The sequence below is a fragment of the Paenimyroides ceti genome, from assembly GCF_030409925.1.
The window spans coordinates 790,322-809,065 of sequence record NZ_JAUFQU010000001.1; the positions used below are offsets into that span (position 1 = coordinate 790,322).

Here is an 18,744-nt window from a genome sequence, read left to right on the forward strand (position 1 = left end):
ATGATAGCGAAAATCGGCAGAAGCGGAAATTTATACGGAGCATTAGCATACAATCAGCTCAAAGTGGAGAATGAAAACGGAAAAATTTTGTTTGCCAACAAGATGATTGAAACCGCTAACGGGCATTATTCAGTTGCACAATTAACCCAATCCTTTGCACCTTATCTGATAGCCAACCGCAATACCGAAAAACATACGTTGCATATTTCGCTCAATCCCGACCCGAATGATAAGGTAAACGATGACAGGTACAGGGAAATGGCAGAGCAGTATATGAGGGAAATGGGTTACGGCGAACAGCCATTTGTGGTATTCAAACATACCGATATTGACCGTAGCCATATCCATATCGTTTCAGTTTGCGTGGACGAAGAGGGCAAAAAGATTTCGGACAAGTTCGAGAAAATGCGGTCTATGAATGTGTGCCGTGAACTCGAAAGTAAACACGGGTTGATACCTGCAACTGATAAGGAACACAAGCAGAACGACAAGGTTTTCCGTCCGATAGATTATCGGGCAGGCGATGTGAAAAGTCAGATAGCTTCAGTAGTCCGACACCTGCCGAATTATTATCAATACCAAACTTTGGGAGAATATAACGCTTTGCTTTCCCTATTCAATGTTACTACCGAAAAAGTGGAGGGCGAATTGCAGGGGCAGCTACGGCAGGGTTTATTATACATTCCGTTAAATGACAAAGGAGAAAGAGCCGGACATCCATTCAAGGCTTCGCTTTTCGGAAAAAACGCAGGGCTACCGACTTTGGAATTGCATTTTGCAAAATGCAAAGAGGTTTTAAAAGACCACCCGACAAAACCAACCATTAAAGCTGCCGTTACTATTGCCCTGAAATCAACAAGTAATGAGCAGGCTTTTAAAAAGCAGTTAGCCGAACAGGGTATAAATGTAGTAGTGCGTAGAAATGACACAGGACGTATTTACGGGATAACTTTTATAGACCACAATTCTAAAACGGTTTGGAACGGTTCACGCTTAGCAAAGGAACTTTCTGCCAATACCTTTAATGATTATTGGAACAATAATATCAAATCGGAGATTAAAGAACCTGCCGTACATCCACCAAAAATATCCACATCAAATGATGCAGATCTTCCTGCGGAAGAACCACATCATTTGTTCGACTTCCTGAATACTACTGAAAAACACGAAGACGGTTTGATTGAAGCATTGGGAGGTTTACTGCCCGAAGCACAGGGCGAAGATTACGAGGAACAGGATTTTGCCAACAAAATGAAGAAGAAACGTAAACGCAAAAGAGGTCAGCAATAGTATTCAGCCAAACACAGCCACGCACCGCCATTGACTGCCACATTCTTATAGCCACTATGTAGAGCCTTTAAATTCACGCCCGAACATTAAAAATTAAAATAATGCAGGGAGAAGACGATTTAACAGGTTTAGCCAAAATAATGGCTTTTATGAGGGCAGTGAGTATCCTTTTGGTACTGATGCACCTTTATTGGTTCTGCTACGGTTTCTTTATAGAACGTGGCTGGACTTTAGAAATCATCAACAAAGTATTGGGCAATTTTCAGCGAACGGCAGGGCTGTTTTCGCATACCATATATACCAAGCTATTTGCTTTGGTATTGTTGGCATTAAGCTGTTTGGGTTCTAAAGGAGTAAAAAATGAAAAGATAACTTGGTCTAAAATCTATGTGGCTTTAGCGATTGGTACTATCCTGTTTTTTCTGAATTTCCCTTTACTAAAGCTACCGTTATTAACCGCTACAATCCTTTATATCCTTACCACAGGTTTAGGCTATATCGCTTTTATGGTAGCCGGAGTTTGGATGAGCCGATTGCTACGTACCAATTTGATGGATGATGTTTTCAATAATGAGAACGAGAGTTTTCAACAGGAAACAAAGTTGATGGAAAACGAATATTCTGTCAATCTTCCCACAAAGTTTTATTACAAAGGAAAATGGAACAACGGCTGGATAAATATCGTCAATCCTTTTCGAGCCTCGATTGTGTTAGGCACACCGGGTTCCGGCAAGAGCTATGCAATCGTAAACAACTACATCAAGCAACAAATTGAGAAAGGCTTTAGTATGTATATATATGATTTTAAATTTGATGACCTTTCTACCATTGCCTACAATCACTTACTGAAGCATCGGGATAAGTACAAAGTCCAACCCAAATTTTACGTCATCAACTTTGACGACCCACGCAAGAGCCACCGTTGCAATCCACTTAATCCCGATTTTATGACGGATATATCTGATGCTTATGAAGCGGCTTATACCATAATGCTGAACCTCAATCGAAGCTGGATACAGAAGCAAGGGGATTTTTTCGTGGAAAGCCCAATTATCCTATTAGCTGCCATTATTTGGTATCTGAAAATCTATGAGGATGGTAAATATTGTACCTTTCCACACGCTATTGAATTGCTTAACAAAAAGTATTCAGACGTGTTTACTATTTTAACCTCATATTCCGATTTGGAAAATTATTTGTCACCTTTTATGGATGCGTGGCAATCCGGAGCGCAAGACCAATTACAGGGGCAGATTGCATCGGCAAAAATCCCGTTATCAAGAATGATTAGCCCGCAACTCTATTGGGTAATGACTGGGGATGATTTCACACTTGACATCAACAATCCGAAAGAGCCTAAAATTTTATGCGTGGGTAACAATCCCGACCGTCAAAATATCTACTCCGCAGCTTTGGGCTTATACAATTCAAGAATTGTGAAGCTCATCAACAAAAAAGGGCAATTAAAGAGTTCCGTAATCATAGATGAGCTGCCAACCATTTATTTTAGAGGACTGGATAACCTTATTGCAACTGCCAGAAGTAATAAAGTGGCAGTATGTTTAGGATTTCAGGATTTTTCGCAATTAACAAGGGATTACGGCGACAAAGAGAGCAAAGTTATCCAAAATACAGTAGGTAATATTTTCAGTGGGCAGGTTGTAGGAGAAACGGCAAAAAGTCTTTCGGAACGCTTCGGGAAAGTATTACAGAAACGCCAAAGTATGACGATTAACAGGAATGATAAATCTACCTCTATATCCACACAGTTAGACAGCCTTATTCCTGCATCGAAAATTTCAACGCTTACGCAGGGTATGTTTGTAGGTTCAGTTTCGGACAACTTTGATGAACGCATCGAGCAAAAGATTTTCCACGCTGAAATTGTTGTGGACAATGAAAAGGTTGCCGCAGAAACTAAAGTATATCAGAAGATACCGGAAATCCTATCCTTTGTTGATGAACACGGAGAAGATAAAATGAAGCAGGATATTGACAGCAATTACCGTCAGATAAAACAAGACATTGTACAGATTATAGAAACGGAATTGGAGCGTATCAAAAGCGACCCCGATTTACAGCATTTGGTGCAAGAGGGGTAATCGCACCGCTGGTAGAAGTTTTGGTATTAATATTATGTTTATCCAAGATTGCTGTTAAAGAAGAAATAATTTCTAAGTAAATAATACTTAAAAAAAGAAGCAGAACAAGATGGGAAATTTTAATAAATTTCCAGAAGAAGATTTTCGTCAAAAGTTGTATTGTCGAATTTTGTAATACAATTGAAAAAAAAATCAAGAATTAAGTGTATCTTCGCAGAGTAATGAAATTTTTAGCATACATATTAACAACATATATTTTATTCCTTGTGATTAAGCCGGGAATAGTAGCTATTTCATTGCAGACAGACACCGAACAAAGCTGTTGTGGTGGGCAATGTGCCCCAATTCAATCAAACGACCACAATCAGAAGAAAGATAATAGTGAGAAAAACTGTAATCCTTTTCAAGTATGTAATTCTTGTCTTTTACAAGTCGCTTCTATTCCTTTTTATAAAATTCTACCCAAGCACAAAATATCAACAAAACGATATTTCTTCTATAAATCAGTATTTTCTTCTCAATTCGCTTCTGACTTTTGGCAACCGCCTAAAATTGTTTAACAACCCTTTTGAGTTTTGCACCGAGAAATCGGAGCATAAATTTTTATCGTTAAACAATTTAAAATCAGAACAATGAATTTCATAAAATTATTCGTTGTGGCATTATTATTAACTGCCACAACACACGTTGCATTTGCACAAACATCTTGTTGTAAAGGCTCTGATAAAAGTCAGTGTACAACTGATAGCATCAAAACCACTTCGGTCAAAGTTAAGGGCATATCCTGTTCTATGGATTTAAAAATGATTTCAGCCAATGTTGAAAAGCTAAATGGCGTGAGCAGTTGCAAATCAGGAAAACAAGGAACAACCACAACCTTTGAAGTAAAATACAATCCTGCGTTGGTAAATGAAAAAGAAATTTTTACAGCCGTTGAAAGCACAGGAAGTTGCGAAAATCCTGACGAAAGACCATATAAAGTAAAACAGTAAACAAGGCAGGGCAAAGCAAACTTGCTTTGCCCTTTATTAAAAAATCAGACAATGAAAAAATACATCTTCATTGTTGGTTTACTGTTTCCTTTTAGTATTTCGGCACAAACCATTTTAGGAAAAGTAACCAACAACAAAAAAGAGCCGTTAGTAGGTGCTAATGTCTATTGGCTTGGCACAACCACAAGCACATTAACAGGTAACAAAGGACAATTTGAAATATCAATCAAAGACATTTCCGATAAGAAACTGATTGCAAGTTATGTAGGACATTCGTCCGATACAATTGAAATCAGTAACCAAACATTTGTTGAGTTTACGTTAGAGGAAAACCATACTCTTGATGAAATTATAATTTCAAGACAACGTGACGGAGTAATTATTTCGGACATTAAGCCGATTAAAACCGAACAGATTACACAAACGGAACTTGCAAAAGCTGCTTGTTGTGATTTGGCAGGTTGCTTTGAAACACAAACAACCGTACAACCGCAAACAACCAATGTAATAACAAACTCAAAAGAACTTCGCATTTTAGGCTTATCGGGAGTTTACAATCAAATTTTAATTGACGGTTTCCCGATGATACAAGGTTTAGCATACACCTATGGTATAAGCAGTATTCCGGGGACATTGGTTGATAATATTTATGTTTCCAAAGGAGCAAACAGCGTTATTCAAGGGTATGAAAGCATTAGCGGACAAATCAATGTAGAAACAAAAGAACCTGACAAAACAGATAAATTATTGCTCAATCTGTATATGAACAATTTTATGGAAAAGCATTTTAACGCCAACTATGCTTTTAAGCAAGGTAAATGGAGCAACTTAACTGCGTTTCATACGGTGCAACCTGCCAACAAAATTGACAGGGACAACGATAATTTTTTAGACTTACCATTGCTTACCAGATATATGATTTTTAATAAGTGGAAGTATGGTAATGAAAAAGATTGGGGTTGGAACAGCAGAATTGGTTTACGTTTTTTCAATGAACAACGAATTGGGGGACAAACTTCTTTCAATGCAGAAAGCGACAAAGGAAGCACCAATGTTTATGGGCAATCGGTAAATATCAATCAGCCTGAAATGTGGACTAAAACAGGGTATCGTTTTAATGATAAACACAATGTTGTGTTGTTTGCTTCGGCTTTTCATCAACAGCAAAATTCATTTTTCGGAACCGTAAAATACAACGCACAGCAAACCAATTTTTACGGCAACATTCAATATGAATTAAACTATGCCAAACACGATTTGAAAACAGGTATTAGTTATCGTCATTTGAACCTGAATGAAGACATTGCATTTACAGATACATTTTTGCAAAGAACTTATGCAGGCAATTATCAGCGATTAGAAAACATCCCAGGACTTTTTGCCGAAAACACAATGCGGTTTTTTAACGACAAACTCACTTGGATTGCAGGAGTTCGGGGCGACCACCATAACCAATTTGGTTTTCAGTTTACACCAAGAACATTGCTGAAATATGACATAACGCCAAAAACTATTGTTCGTGCAAATATTGGAACAGGTTGGAGAACAGTAAATTTATTCAGCGAAAATATCGGATTGCTTGTAAGTTCAAGGGACATCATTTTTGCCGAGCAATTACAACCCGAAAAAGCAGTAAACTTTGGGTTTAACCTTACACAAAAGTTTGATACGGAAGACAATAATTTATCAGGTTATTTCAGTGCCGATTATTACAGAACCGATTTTCAAAATCAGATTTTCCCCGATTATGACAGCGACCCGACAAAGGCTATTATTCAGAATTTTACAGGGACAAGTGTAAGCAACGGTTTTCAGGCAGAATTGTATTTAAAAATTTACAGGCGGTTTGAGTTTAAAACAGGATATAACTATTTAGACGTTTATCGGGAAATCGGAGAAACAAAACAACTTTTGCCATTCAATCCAAAGCACAAGGTAATTACGACTTTTAGCTACAAGCCATTGACAAACAAATTTCACTTTGATATGAATGTGCATTGGTATGGCAGACAGCGTTTGCCCGACACAAAATCAAACCCAATAGAATTTCAACGACCTGACTTTTCAGAGCCATATACAATTGTAAATGCACAGTTTACTTACAACTTTAAAAAGTTTGAAATGTATGCAGGTTGTGAGAATATTTTTGACTTCCGACAATTACAACCAATTATCAGTTGGCAAGACCCATTCAGTCCATACTTTGACACATCTTCTGTTTGGGGTCCGACACGGGGACGGGAAATTTATGTTGGTATTAGGTTTAGATTAGAGTAATAGAAGAAATCATATTTAAACAACTTCGTCAAATTACTTTGTTTATCTAAAATCATCAAGTAAGATACCTTGTTCATCAAATATTGTACAAACAACTATCATTTGGAATAGTCGTTTGTACAATGTTTGATATTTATTACGGATAGTGCTTTTTCGAAAGCCAAATTAAACAGACCAACCGTATGGATAAATTTTATAATAAAACACTGCTTAGACTGGAAACAACAATAGATGAATTGGAGATAGAAACAGACTACTCTATACAAAGGATAGAAGCCGTTATAGATATCATCCTTAAATGCTTGTCCGAAGTAAAGGAGTATGTTTTAAATAGGGGATTTAAGAATATTGATGAGGAAATCCATTTTTTCAAACATCAGAAGCCTGCCATCGTTTCAAAACTAATTTACTATAATGCCATTTATAAAATCGAAACAAAAAAGCCTTACGGTGCAAAACCTATTAAGAAATACCTTAATGATGAGTTGAAAAAACTCAAAAGGTATTTCGATAACAACCTTGAATTTTATAAATATTACCGAACCAATAATTCTTTCATTGACGATAAGCTCTTTGTACGAGGCAAGTACGATATTAAGTTAAGTTTAGACACGTATTATTTTGAGGCAGACCGCAACTTTTCCACATCCCACGATTACAAAGTAGCAAAGATTATAGCTAATGACCTGATACAAGTCTATCTTGAAGACCAGCTTCACAACACTACGTATAGAGAGAAATCAACAGACCTACCGAATTTAAATTGGACAGGGAGCAAAACAGCACTCATAGAATTGATTTATGCACTGCATTCGCGAGCTGTGCTTGACAATGGAAATGCAGATATTAAAGTTATTGCCAAAACATTTGAACGTGCTTTTAATGTTGATTTGGGCGACTTTTATCATACATTTATGGAACTTAAATCCCGAAAAATAAACCGAACAAAATTTCTTGACAGCTTACGGGATGCTTTGATTAGGAAAATGGATGAACAGGAAGAAATGTAGCGGATACTTTTACATATTATAATACCCCACGGGGTAAGTGAATACCTTTCGTCCGTACAATACTCTCCAAAATATTTGGAGTTTCTTTTTGTTTTTCGGTTTGTTCCGCAGGTTCCTCTTTGGGTTCAGGCGTTATAGACAACTGTATTTTCCGTTCAACGGCAGACAGTTCCGTTTTGAGTTCACTCAATCGGTTTTCCTTAGACCACGTACCGTTTACCACTTCCAGAAGAACAGGTAAATCCTTTTGTATTTCTGCAATTTTCTTTTGTTCCTGCTCTATATAGCCTGGCAACTTCTCCAGAGCACTAAGGAAGTTCACAGTAGCCAGCTTTTCATCTTTAGCGATGATACCGTTATTATAGGTATATTTGATATTGCCCTCGCCCTGAACCAAAAAGCGGTTTACCCGTATATCCATACCCTCTTTTTCGGATATTTCGGTTTTTACCAACAGCATAAATCCATACAATGCACCGATTTCTTCATACTGACCTCCGGTGCGGGCTTTGTCCGAAAGCTGGTTGAGCTTTGCACCAATTTGTTTAATATCCGCATTGGGTGGCAAGCCGTCCAATTGCACAGGATTTGCGATTGTACCGTCCGAACGTTTTTGAATACGCTCTTGCAGATTATTCCAATCAAGGCTCATACGGTCAAAACGGGATTGGGCTTTATCAAGTTCAGCCGTATAGTCTTCCAATTTGTACTTCGCACTATACTTTGAACGGTTGAACGCCTGTTTTTCGCTTTCTAACCCCGCAATCTGTTTTTCTAATTTAGCTTTATCCAACAGGTCGGTATTTCCTGATAGGATAGCCACATATTCCGAAAAATTCATTCCCGATTTTTCGTCCATACTGCCCTCGTCAATGGTTCGTTTGCCGAGATTGTTGTTTTTCAATTGGTCTATGAATAGTTGTTTATTGTATAGTAGGTTAAACTTATAGCTGTCCAATGATTTTTCTACGGCATAGATAATCACATCTACTTTATTACCTGCGAAGAACTTGGCAATTTCATTGCCTTTGCGAACAGCTCTGCCGTCCCTTTGGGCAAGGTCACTTGGTCGCCACGGTGTATCCAAATGGTGAACAGCAACGGCTCTTTTTTGTGCGTTAACTCCTGTGCCCAACATACTTGTAGAACCGAAAAGTATGCGGATTTTACCTTCATTCATTCCTTTGATAAGCTCTTTGCGTTGCTTGTCATTTTTTGCTTCCTGAATAAAACGTACTTCGTTCGCAGGGATACCGTGGTCTTCCACAAGCTTGCGTTTGATTTCGGAATACACATTCCATTCGCCTGGCTTGTAGGTTCCCAAATCGGAGAAAACAAACTGCGTTCCTTTTTGTGCATTATATTGGTTGTAATATTTAGCAATGTTGTCCGCACAATGCGAAGCCTTATTGTCGGGGTGGTCATCATACGCACCGCTTACCATCCGCATATCCAAAGACATCTTACGGGCATAATCAGTAGCGATGAGCATTTTTGCCTTTTCTTCAGATGGAGATAAAGGAGCTCTTCCTAATAAAGAAGCATTTCCCGATTTGGCAAATTCCATTAGTTTTTGAATAAACACTTCCTGATCGGGTGTAGGTGGTATGTTATATAATACCTCATTCTTGTTAGGGCGGTCAATGCCTATATCCTTAGCCGTTCGGTAATCCGTTATTTCTGAATAGAATTGCGCCAACTCCGGCACTTTGATAAAATAGCGGAAACGTTCTTTTGCAACAATATTATTGGCAACCGAAAATTCATAATCGGTTGTTTTCCTTGCGTAAATAGCAGCCCAGGCATCAAAAGAATGAATGCCCTGTTTTTCCATTGCTCTTGGTCTGAGGTATTTGAATAATAGGTACAGTTCGGTTAACGAATTACTGATGGTCGTTCCCGAAAGAAAGGTTGCTCCCATATCCGCATTGATACGTTCCTGAATGGTACGAATAGCAAATAGTAGGTTGATTGCCTTTTGGCTTCCGTCCACATTACCCAATCCTGCTACTCTTGAATGCCTTGTATTGAACATCAGGTTTTTGAATTGATGACTTTCATCCACAAATAAATGGTCTATACCCATCATCTTAAAATCTACCACATCATCTTTACGATTTTCAATATCGTGTTGCAGGGTTTTGAGTTTGACTTCGAGGTTTTCTTTTCGCTTGATTACACCGGCAAGCATTCCTCTGGTCACTTCCTTGCCTTGCGATTGCAGGGCATCAAGGTTACGCTCTACGCTGTCCAATTCAATTTCTAAGATTTCCTTCTGAATTTCGGGAGATTGCGGTATCATTCCAAATTGGTCGTGTGTGAGAATAACACAATCCCAATCGTTGTTTTTAATGTCGCCAAAAATACGTTGGCGTTTTTGGGGTGTAAAATCTTCTTTGCCCGGAAACAATATTTTTGCGTGTGGATAAGCGGTGCGGTAAGCTTCGGCAATTTCGTGGACATTGCTTTTTAGCCCGATAATCATAGGTTTATGAGCCAACCCTAAACGCTTCATTTCCTGTGCTGCCGTACACATTACGAGCGTCTTTCCTGCACCTACTTCGTGGTCGCAGATTGCACCGTTGTTCAGCTTTATCATCCAAACCGTGTCCTTTTGGCTGGAATACAAATCTTCAATTCCGAGTGCTTTGCGGTCTAACCCAGGAAAGTTCTGGTGAGTTCCGTCGTAATTCGGACGGACAAAGCAGTTAAACGTGTCGTTGTATTTGTCGGTAAGCCTTGTTTTAAATTCATCATTTTGGGCATGAAGCCAGTCTGTAAAAGCGGTTCGGATTTCATCAATCTTGGTATTCGCGATTTGTATGGCTTCCATATCCCGTACCTTGACTTCTTGATCGCCAACCATCACTTTTTTAGTAATATCAGGCGTAGTATTGACAAGGGCGTGTTTGAGCAGAGCAATCCCGTCAAACGTCCGGCTTTCAGCTTTTACGGCGTATTTATCCCATATATGAACATTCTTTTGTTTACAGCTTACAGAAAAATCATCAGAACTCTCCGAGTAATGAATGTTCACCTCCGTATCAAAAAGATGTGAAGCAAACCGGCCATAAATACCAGTGGGTATCCAACGCTCGCCGAGGTTAAAATCCAATTCTTCAAACTCAATTCGTCTTGGTCGGGCTTCTTCCAAAACGGTAAGGCTTGCTTTAGCCTGTGCATCATCGGGATTACTTTCGAGATACGCTTTGACTTCCTGGGCTTTTTCCACAACGTTACCTGCAATCCAGCGTTCGGATATCTCGTATTTCTTTTGTAAAGGATTGTAATAAATACGACCGTGTAAGGCTTCTTTCAAAGCGTCATCAGTCATACCGCTGATTTCGGACATATAATCCAAATCCACGTTTCCGTACTTATTGAGCGAGGCCGCTAATGCTTCTTCGGGATTGTCCGTTGTTATGGTTAAGGTAGAAAAACTTACAGGGCGACTGAATATATCGGCCTTGTGTACCACGCCACCAACCACACGTTCCAGATAAGGTATTTCCTTTCCGGAACTATCCGTTTTGATGAGCTTGATATTATCGGCACTGTTGAGGTTTCCGTGCCTTTTGACAAAGGCATCGTAAAGGCGGTTAAGCGTTTCCCTTTCTTCCTTGTATTCGGTCTGAAACTTTGCCTCTTTATTATAAAGGTCTTGGTAAACATCACGTACAGCAATGTACGCTTCGGCTCTTGCTTTCTGTAAGGTCGGTAACTGCAAAGGGTGGAAAACTGCCGTACCGTCTGATGTATCTACATCTTGCAGATGACCGACCCAACCATTATCCACAACAAGACAATCGTTACGGTGGTACGATTGCAGTTCGCCACTATAAGGAGCAGGTTCGGGAATGGTATTGGGAACGGCTGGCTTATCAGCTTGGCCATTCCCGTTTATTCCCGAAAACAGGTCGCCGATGGCTTCTTGTTTTTTACCGTTGGTTGATGTGCTTCCGTTGGCAGTTCTATTGGTAATCGGAGGCGTATAAGGTTGCTGCATCGCACTGCTGAACAGGTCAGGTTGGCGACCTATTGCACCTCTTCTTTTGTTGGTGCTTTGCCTTTTAACTTGTGTCGTTTTTTTGGGTGGAGCAGCAACCATTACAGGCTCGTCCACATTTTCAAACAAGTCGAAAATGCTTAGTTGCTTTAGTTCCTGGGGACTTTCCCGATTGATTATAGGAACAGATAAAGATTGTATTTCCGGTTGAATGGTTACAGGTTCGATAACCGGAGGTGTAACCGTTGGTTCAATCGGAATTTGTATTACAGGCTCATCGTTTCGTTCGCCTTTATATAAACTCAAATTCAGGTGCTTTCCAAAATCATCCGTAAGCATTTGTTTGAGGTCTTTAGCAATTCCCTCAACGCCGTCTTTGTGCGTATAAATTAATGCTGGTTTTCCATAAGGGTCGGTATCTAATTTGCGGTCTGTATGTACAATTCTTGTGCTGTCCTGAAAAAAAGCATTGCCAGGCGTATTGTATTCTGTTTGCTTGCTCTGACAAAAGAGTTCTTCCGCTACTGTCAAATTTTGTTTTGCCGTATTTTTTTGAAGGATAATCAAATCACTGCCAACTTCCGTTCCTGCATATTCAGTAAACAAATTGTTGGACAATCTGACCAACGAAACCAAATTGTTATCCTGCATTAATGCTCTGCGTATCGGTTCGTTCTTTGGGCTGTTTAAAATTCCTTGTGAAGTAATGTAAACTAACAAACCGCCTTCACGGAGCATATCAGTACCTTTCAGGAAAAAGTAATTGTGTATGCTTCTAGCAGCCTGTACTTTAGTTGTGTCTTTGCTTCTGGAATAAGAAAGGTCAAATACAGATGTATCGCCGAACGGTATGTTACTCGCAACCACATCATAGCTGTTTTGTTCCTTTTCTGGGATTTCCTCAAAACCACTTATTCGGATATTACTTTTCGGATAAAGCTGTTTTAAAATCTTGCCTGTGAGCAAATCCTTTTCATAAGCGGTAACATTTACCAATTGATTTTCCGAAAAGGACTGTATGAATGAGCCAATCCCTGCTGATGGTTCAAGAAATTTATCGATTTTCAGACCGCTTTCATTTAAGCTTGCTGAAATCTCATCTATGACCTGTGGCGGTGTATAGAAAGCCGTAAGCACAGAAATTTTCATACTATCTACATACCTGCGGTATTGCTTTTCGTCTTCGGAATTTTCTTTGAGTAGTCGGTGTAGTTCCTGCGTAATTGGGAAAAATTCGTGTTCCGTTTTTCTCCAATGATTGATGTCTATTTCATTCGCTATTGGGTTCAGAACGAATTTAAGACCGCCAAATCCGCTGTATTGCATCATTAGCAGTCTTTCGCCTACGGTGGCTTGTCGTTTCTCCTTTTCAAGTTTAAAAGCAATTCGTAGGGCATCAATGTTCTGTTGGAGATGTTGGCGTTTACTGAAGCCCATTTTCGGCTATCCATATTGCGATGGTTCCGGTTATTTCGGTATAGAGCAGGTCGTACTCTGTCTTATAAGCGAAATCATCGGTTAGTTGGTAGCCAGAGAAAACAGGCTCACAAACCGGGAACATTTTCAGGGCGAACGATCGCAGTTCCTCATCTGCCATTATGGTATCAAACTCATTGCATACCACTTGAAACACAGTGTCAAATTTGGAGAAGTGCAAGCCCTCAAACAGAATATAGTTGGCTATTTCATTACATTTTTCAATGCTATTTCCTGATTGAAAAGCACCTTCGTAAGCGTTGGTAGCCCACGAGGAACGTTGCTCAATAAATTTTTGGTCGTTTGCTTTTTCGGGGAAGCTGGTGTTTAATAATTCTTGCAGTCGTAATCTGAAATACGATAGGTCTTTTTGTTGTGTATTCATACTATAATTTTGTTTTGAATTTTACTTGAAACTCAAAATTATAGCAGTAGATAAGAGCCTTTAAAAATGTGGCAGGGTTTGGCTTTGAGAGGATGAGTTTGACGCAAAATTTAATAAAAATAATTATGACCTTACAGATAATCATAAAATTTAGTTTGCTTATATTTAACCTCTATTAAAAATCTTATTTGCACTATGGAGGTACCAGTAAAAAATTTAGTTGAAACAGTAGATTTGACAGCGGAAGATGTTCTTCTTCCTATGTTAGAATGTGTTGTTAATTCTATAATTAGTCTCCAAAAGTCTCAATTACCAGCAAACGAAAAGAAAATTCAAATTCAAATTACCAGAGGTGATTTGCCGGAGAAACTTAACTTTGACAATGTCAAAACAATTTCAGGATTTAAAGTTATTGATAACGGAGTAGGTTTTAATAATAACAATTACAAATCATTTCAAACTCCATTTTCACAAATTAACAAGGACTTTGGCTGTAAAGGAATAGGTAGATTTACAGTTCTTGCTGCGTACAAAGATTTTCTTGTAGACAGCAATTATTTAGAAGATACTACTTGGTATATTAGAAAATTTCGGTTTTCTACTGAAAAAGAGTTGGAAATAATTGAGTTTGGTAACTCTCAAGCTGAACAAGCGAAAACTGTTGTCGAAATTCAGAATTGCACTAATCATATTCTAATTGAAAAATCTGCTATTTCATTACTTCAAATAAGTGAAAGTATTATGCAGCATTGCTTTATATACTATTTGAATAATTCTTTGCCAAGAATTGAAGTTATTGATTTAGAAAACAATGAGGTAGAGGTTATCAACGAATTATTTCAAAAAGTATCAAAAGAAAAAGAGAGAGACTTCTCTTTAAAAGAAGAGGATTTTAAGTTCTATATTACAAAAACATTGAAAGAAGGTAATCGAAAAAATAATTACCTATATTACTGTGCAAACAACAGGACAGTTGGAAATCCTAAAAATATTAAGAACATCAATTCTATTTTCTCTTACCCTGTCTTAATAGATAATGAGTATTATTTTTTTGATATTTATGTTGTTTCTGAGTATTTAAATAAAAAAGTCTTTAAAACAAGAAATGGATTTAATATCCCGAAAGAAAGAGAAAATCTTTTGTTTGACGATGATAATACAATTACATTTCAAGATATTGAAGAATATATATCTTCAATCTTGGAAGTCGAATATGATAATTTTGTGAAGACGGCTAGACATAAAAATATCGAAAATGTTAAATACTATATTTCTCATAAAGCACCAAGATTTAATAGTTTTCTAAAAAATCCAGAAATCCTAAACTCAATACCACCAAATCTAAGCGAAGATAAACTGGAAGAGCACCTGTATAAAATTTCCTTTAATGCTAGAAGAAAGGTTGAAAATAACATAGAAAGATTTATAAAAACAAAAGAAGTAAACGAAGATGCTATTGGTCAAATAATAAATGATATTAAAGCAAAGACAGCTTATGATGTAGATAGTTTAGCTGATTATATGATGAGAAGAAAAGCTATTATCAATTTATTTGACAAATTTTTGGATGCTGATGAAAACGGAGATTATAAACTTGAAGAAGATGTCCATAATTTGATATTTCCTTTAGGGTTAACAAACAATGATTTAGAATATGAAAACCATAATTTATGGATTTTAGATGAACGATTTATTTCATATAAGTTTATTGCTTCTGATAAATCTATCACTTCATTCTCACAAACAAAAAGTAGAAAAGAAACAGATTTAATATTGATTGATAATCCACAAATGTTTAATAATCCAATCAGTTTTGGCGATAAAGCTAGTGGTGAGGTAAATTCTATGGTTATTTTCGAGTTTAAAAGACCTGGAGATGTTGCACATCAAAAGAACAAAACGGATTATAGATGGGAGTTTTCAGAACTTGTAGAACCTTACTTCGAGGAGTTTATTTATCAGCCAATTAAAAAAAACTATAAGGGAAATCAAATCATTTTAAAAGAAACAACTCCAAAATTTGGTTACATAATCCTAGATTTTATTCCAGAACCTCTAGCAAGATACAATAAGAACAAAGGTTGGAAAGCTACTCCTTTTGGGACTTATTTCAAGATAGAGGCTGAACTTAATTTACATTTGGAAGTAATGACTTTCAGGCAACTTCTTGATGCTTCCAAGCAAAGACATAATCCATTTTTTGATAAGCTATTTACATAAAATAGTTTTTTAATTCGAATTATGTAACAAACTTAACATTCTTACAACCTCAACATCCATCCTCGAAAAGGCAAACCATTTTTTGCCCAAGTCTTTCAGGGATGCTCCGATATGGTAAAGTTCCGTGTCGTCAATAATCAAAAAACGGTCGTGAGCATCAGAGAAAAGCTCAATTTCAATAGCTGGATATTGGCTGCTGTATCGTTGCAGATCAAGTTGTAATTGGTTATTGATATTTTTGGTGTAAATCTTGGCAGTTACTGACTGCTCACGCTTTCCGAGCAATGTGAGGACTGTATCGTCAACATAATTATCAATGAGTATAATGGAAATTTTGGCACTTCGGATAATATCGGAAACAAAGGTATAAGCATCGAAAATCTGTCCGTTGCAAAAGATACCTTTGTCGCTTTGGAGCTTGTCGCTTTCCAAAGCCTTAAAAATCTCTTCAAATTTTTGGTCAGCTTCTAATTGTTTCAGTTCAATTTTATCCAGACGATGAAAAAGCGAAGCATTGCTCATTAGCATTCTCCGCATTTCTACAAAAGCATTCATAATCTCAATGCTGACCTTTATAGCTACCGTTGAACGGAGTACCGAAGCCAGCATTGCAATACCTTGTTCAGTGAAAACGTAGGGCAGATAACGCCTGCCACCATAATTCAAACTTGAGGTCACAATTTGTGACCTCAAGTTGATGGTATCAAATTCCTGCTGTGCCAATTGGAAACGAAAGCTTTCAGGGAAACGATTTGCATTACGTTTTACTGCCTGATTGAAGACTTTTGTTTCTACCTGATAAATACTTGCAAGGTCGCTGTCGAGCATCACTTGTTGCCCTCTTACAGTATAGATTTGATTTTCTATTTCCTTGCTGGTAATGATAAGTTTATTTTCCATCACTTTTTGTAGCTTTTATTTTTATCAAACTCAAAGGAACTTTCGGCATTTTCATTCAACACGATATAAGCATCGAATTTTTTTCCTGCTTTGCTTTTCATTCCTTTGATAAGTGAAGTTTTCTTTTTATTGACAAGATTTTCAATATCGGTTATGCCGATTTGTATACCACACACATTGCGGAACTGTACCCAATTACAAACTTCATCAGGACACTTCACTATTTTATCACGGATAATGAGTTGTTGGCTTTTGCATTTCGGGCAAACCAATTTAGGCAGGTTGTTTTGGGCAATGGAAGTTTGTAGCAATTCATTGGTAATAGATGAGGCGTAAGTTTCCATTTCTTTTTGAAATGCCCCTGCATCGGCTTCGTTATTTTCGATTTTTTGCAAAGCCAATTCCCATTCGGCGGTCATTGCCACATCCGCAATTTTACGATCTTTGACCAATTCGTACACCTGCAATCCCTTTTCGGTAGGGATTAGGGATTTTTTTTCTCGTTGGATATAGTTGCGGGTAAACAGGGTTTCTATTATTGCGGATCTGGTAGCCGGAGTACCAATACCGATGTTTTGTAAAACCTTGCGTTCATCTTCATTTTCGATTTCCTTTCCGGCAGTTTCCATAGCCGACAAAAGTCCTGCTTCGGTATAAAGCCCTGGTGGTTTGGTTTTCTTTTCCAAAACGGAGGCTTCTTTTATTTTTAGTTCATCGCCTTTTTTCAGTTCGGGCAAATCCTGTACAGGTTCGGTATTATCATCTGAAAAACTACCTTTGATGGAACGCCAGCCTGCTTCTATAACCTTACAACCCTTTACTGTAAAATCATAATGCAACGCTTGTAAACCTACATCGGTTATCTCTTTGATACAGGCTTGTGAAAGGGCTTCGAGCAATCGAAAGGCAATCATATCATAAACGGAGTTTTCCTTTGCGTTCAGGGCTGATGGGATTTTATCAGTAATCAATAATCCGTGGTGGTCGGTAACACGCAAATCGTTTACAATACGTTTATTGAACCGTCCCCATTTCAATTTCCCTACGGCTTGCTTGCAGGTTTCGCGGTCCTGCAAAGCCCTTACGAGGTTGGGGATTTCTGCCCACATATCTTCAGGAATGTACTTGCTTCCGGTGCGTGGGTATGTGATAAACTTCCTTTCGTAAAGGCTTTGGGCAATATTGAGCGTTTCTTCCGCAGAAAGGTTCAGCTTTTTGTTGGCTTCTTTTTGCAAGCCAGTAAGGTCGAACAATAGAGGCGGTTGCTCTGTAATGCTTTTGGTTTCCACCGATGTAACCGTTGCCGTTTTACTTCGCTGAATGGCTTTCAGCGTATCAACGGCAAGTTTTTGGTCTTCCCATTTTGTTTTGGAAATACTTTTAAAATCTATCAACTCTTTATTATGCGATAGCTGTATCTGCCAGTATTTCTTTACCGAGAAATTTTTGTTTTCCAAATAGCGTTTGCATATCAAAGCCAGTGTAGGCGTTTGCACTCTTCCGAGCGAATAAATGCCATTTCCTGCGGCTATGCTCAACGCCTGTGTAGCATTGATGCCCACGAGCCAATCGGCACGGCTTCTGCCTTGTGCCGCCTGGTACAATCCGTCAAATTCTTTTCCTTGTTTTAGGTTTTCAAATCCTTGCTTGATGGCTTTTTCGGTCAACGAACTTATCCAAAGCCGTTCAAACGGTTTGTTGCATTTCAGGTATTCGTAGATGTAACGAAATATCAATTCGCCTTCACGGCCTGCATCGGTAGCCACAATAATGCTCTCGCTTTTATTGAAAAGCTGTTCAATAATTTTTAGTTGCTTTAACGCTCCTGTATCGGCTGTATAGCCTTTATCTTTTTTTACTTTGCGAACAGTTAATAAAAAAGAATTGGGTAAAATTGGTAACGCTGTTTTATCAAATCCCGAAATTCCATAATCTTCGGGCATTCCCAACCCTATTAAATGTCCGAATGCCCAGGTAACAAAATAGCCGTTGCCTGTAAGGTAGCCCTCCTTTTTATCAGATGCTCCCAAAAGTCCGGCTATTTCCCTTGCTACGCTTGGTTTTTCTGCAATGATTGTTTTCATAC

The 18,744-nt window shown here is 38.1% G+C and carries 11 protein-coding genes; 7 read left to right on the forward strand and 4 right to left on the reverse strand.

Features of this window, described 5'->3' with window-relative positions; genetic code table 11:
* The 6 genes from mobB (at position 1) to QW060_RS03805 (ending at position 7,671) form a co-directional block, all read left to right on the forward strand.
* The gene (mobB, locus tag QW060_RS03780) at positions 1–1,290 is read left to right on the forward strand and encodes a conjugal transfer protein MobB (RefSeq protein WP_072938732.1); all 1,290 of its coding nucleotides are present in this window, start codon (positions 1–3) and stop codon (positions 1,288–1,290) included.
* A gap of 101 nt (positions 1,291–1,391) precedes the next feature.
* The gene (mobC, locus tag QW060_RS03785) at positions 1,392–3,392 is read left to right on the forward strand and encodes a conjugal transfer protein MobC (protein ID WP_072938729.1); all 2,001 of its coding nucleotides are present in this window, start codon (positions 1,392–1,394) and stop codon (positions 3,390–3,392) included.
* Between the two features lie 203 nt (positions 3,393–3,595).
* Positions 3,596–3,952, forward strand: coding sequence for a hypothetical protein (locus QW060_RS03790; RefSeq protein ID WP_290362333.1), 357 nt, complete (start codon positions 3,596–3,598; stop codon positions 3,950–3,952).
* A gap of 72 nt (positions 3,953–4,024) precedes the next feature.
* On the forward strand, positions 4,025–4,384 hold the full coding sequence (locus tag QW060_RS03795) for a hypothetical protein (protein WP_072938723.1): 360 nt from the start codon (positions 4,025–4,027) through the stop codon (positions 4,382–4,384).
* Positions 4,385–4,435: 51 nt separating this feature from the next.
* Complete coding sequence (locus QW060_RS03800) at positions 4,436–6,661, forward strand: TonB-dependent receptor (protein ID WP_072938719.1); 2,226 nt, start codon at positions 4,436–4,438, stop codon at positions 6,659–6,661.
* 182 nt (positions 6,662–6,843) lie between these two features.
* The gene (locus QW060_RS03805) at positions 6,844–7,671 is read left to right on the forward strand and encodes an RteC domain-containing protein (RefSeq protein WP_072938715.1); all 828 of its coding nucleotides are present in this window, start codon (positions 6,844–6,846) and stop codon (positions 7,669–7,671) included.
* Positions 7,672–7,687: 16 nt separating this feature from the next.
* Here QW060_RS03805 and QW060_RS03810 read toward each other — a convergent pair whose 3' ends face one another.
* Both QW060_RS03810 and QW060_RS03815 read right to left on the reverse strand, forming a co-directional pair.
* Positions 7,688–13,114 (reverse strand): N-6 DNA methylase, encoded by a 5,427-nt coding sequence (locus tag QW060_RS03810; RefSeq protein WP_290362334.1) that lies wholly within the window; start codon positions 13,112–13,114, stop codon positions 7,688–7,690.
* Positions 13,101–13,538 (reverse strand): DUF1896 domain-containing protein, encoded by a 438-nt coding sequence (locus QW060_RS03815; RefSeq protein WP_037438527.1) that lies wholly within the window; start codon positions 13,536–13,538, stop codon positions 13,101–13,103. Before QW060_RS03815 ends, QW060_RS03810 begins: the two co-directional genes overlap by 14 nt.
* Positions 13,539–13,733: 195 nt before the next feature.
* On the opposite strand from QW060_RS03815, the gene QW060_RS03820 reads away from it, so the two are divergent.
* Positions 13,734–15,758: a hypothetical protein gene (locus QW060_RS03820; RefSeq protein WP_074964054.1), complete on the forward strand. Its 2,025-nt coding sequence runs from the start codon at positions 13,734–13,736 to the stop codon at positions 15,756–15,758.
* 9 nt (positions 15,759–15,767) lie between these two features.
* Here QW060_RS03820 and QW060_RS03825 read toward each other — a convergent pair whose 3' ends face one another.
* Positions 15,768–16,658, reverse strand: a complete 891-nt coding sequence (locus QW060_RS03825) for an ORF6N domain-containing protein (RefSeq protein WP_037441081.1) — start codon at positions 16,656–16,658, stop codon at positions 15,768–15,770.
* Positions 16,658–18,742: a type IA DNA topoisomerase gene (locus tag QW060_RS03830; protein ID WP_290362335.1), complete on the reverse strand. Its 2,085-nt coding sequence runs from the start codon at positions 18,740–18,742 to the stop codon at positions 16,658–16,660. Before QW060_RS03830 ends, QW060_RS03825 begins: the two co-directional genes overlap by 1 nt.
* Positions 18,743–18,744: the final 2 nt, after the last annotated feature.

Bases quoted from the DNA above. Each gene is read 5' to 3' on its own strand.
- mobB (WP_072938732.1), top strand. From the start codon at position 1: ATGATAGCGAAAATCGGCAGAAGCGGAAATTTATACGGAGCATTAGCA.
- mobC (WP_072938729.1), top strand. From the start codon at position 1,392: ATGCAGGGAGAAGACGATTTAACAGGTTTAGCCAAAATAATGGCTTTT.
- QW060_RS03795 (WP_072938723.1), top strand. From the start codon at position 4,025: ATGAATTTCATAAAATTATTCGTTGTGGCATTATTATTAACTGCCACA.
- QW060_RS03800 (WP_072938719.1), top strand. From the start codon at position 4,436: ATGAAAAAATACATCTTCATTGTTGGTTTACTGTTTCCTTTTAGTATT.
- QW060_RS03805 (WP_072938715.1), top strand. From the start codon at position 6,844: ATGGATAAATTTTATAATAAAACACTGCTTAGACTGGAAACAACAATA.
- QW060_RS03810 (WP_290362334.1), bottom strand. From the start codon at position 13,114: ATGGGCTTCAGTAAACGCCAACATCTCCAACAGAACATTGATGCCCTA.
- QW060_RS03815 (WP_037438527.1), bottom strand. From the start codon at position 13,538: ATGAATACACAACAAAAAGACCTATCGTATTTCAGATTACGACTGCAA.
- QW060_RS03820 (WP_074964054.1), top strand. From the start codon at position 13,734: ATGGAGGTACCAGTAAAAAATTTAGTTGAAACAGTAGATTTGACAGCG.
- QW060_RS03825 (WP_037441081.1), bottom strand. From the start codon at position 16,658: ATGGAAAATAAACTTATCATTACCAGCAAGGAAATAGAAAATCAAATC.
- QW060_RS03830 (WP_290362335.1), bottom strand. From the start codon at position 18,742: ATGAAAACAATCATTGCAGAAAAACCAAGCGTAGCAAGGGAAATAGCC.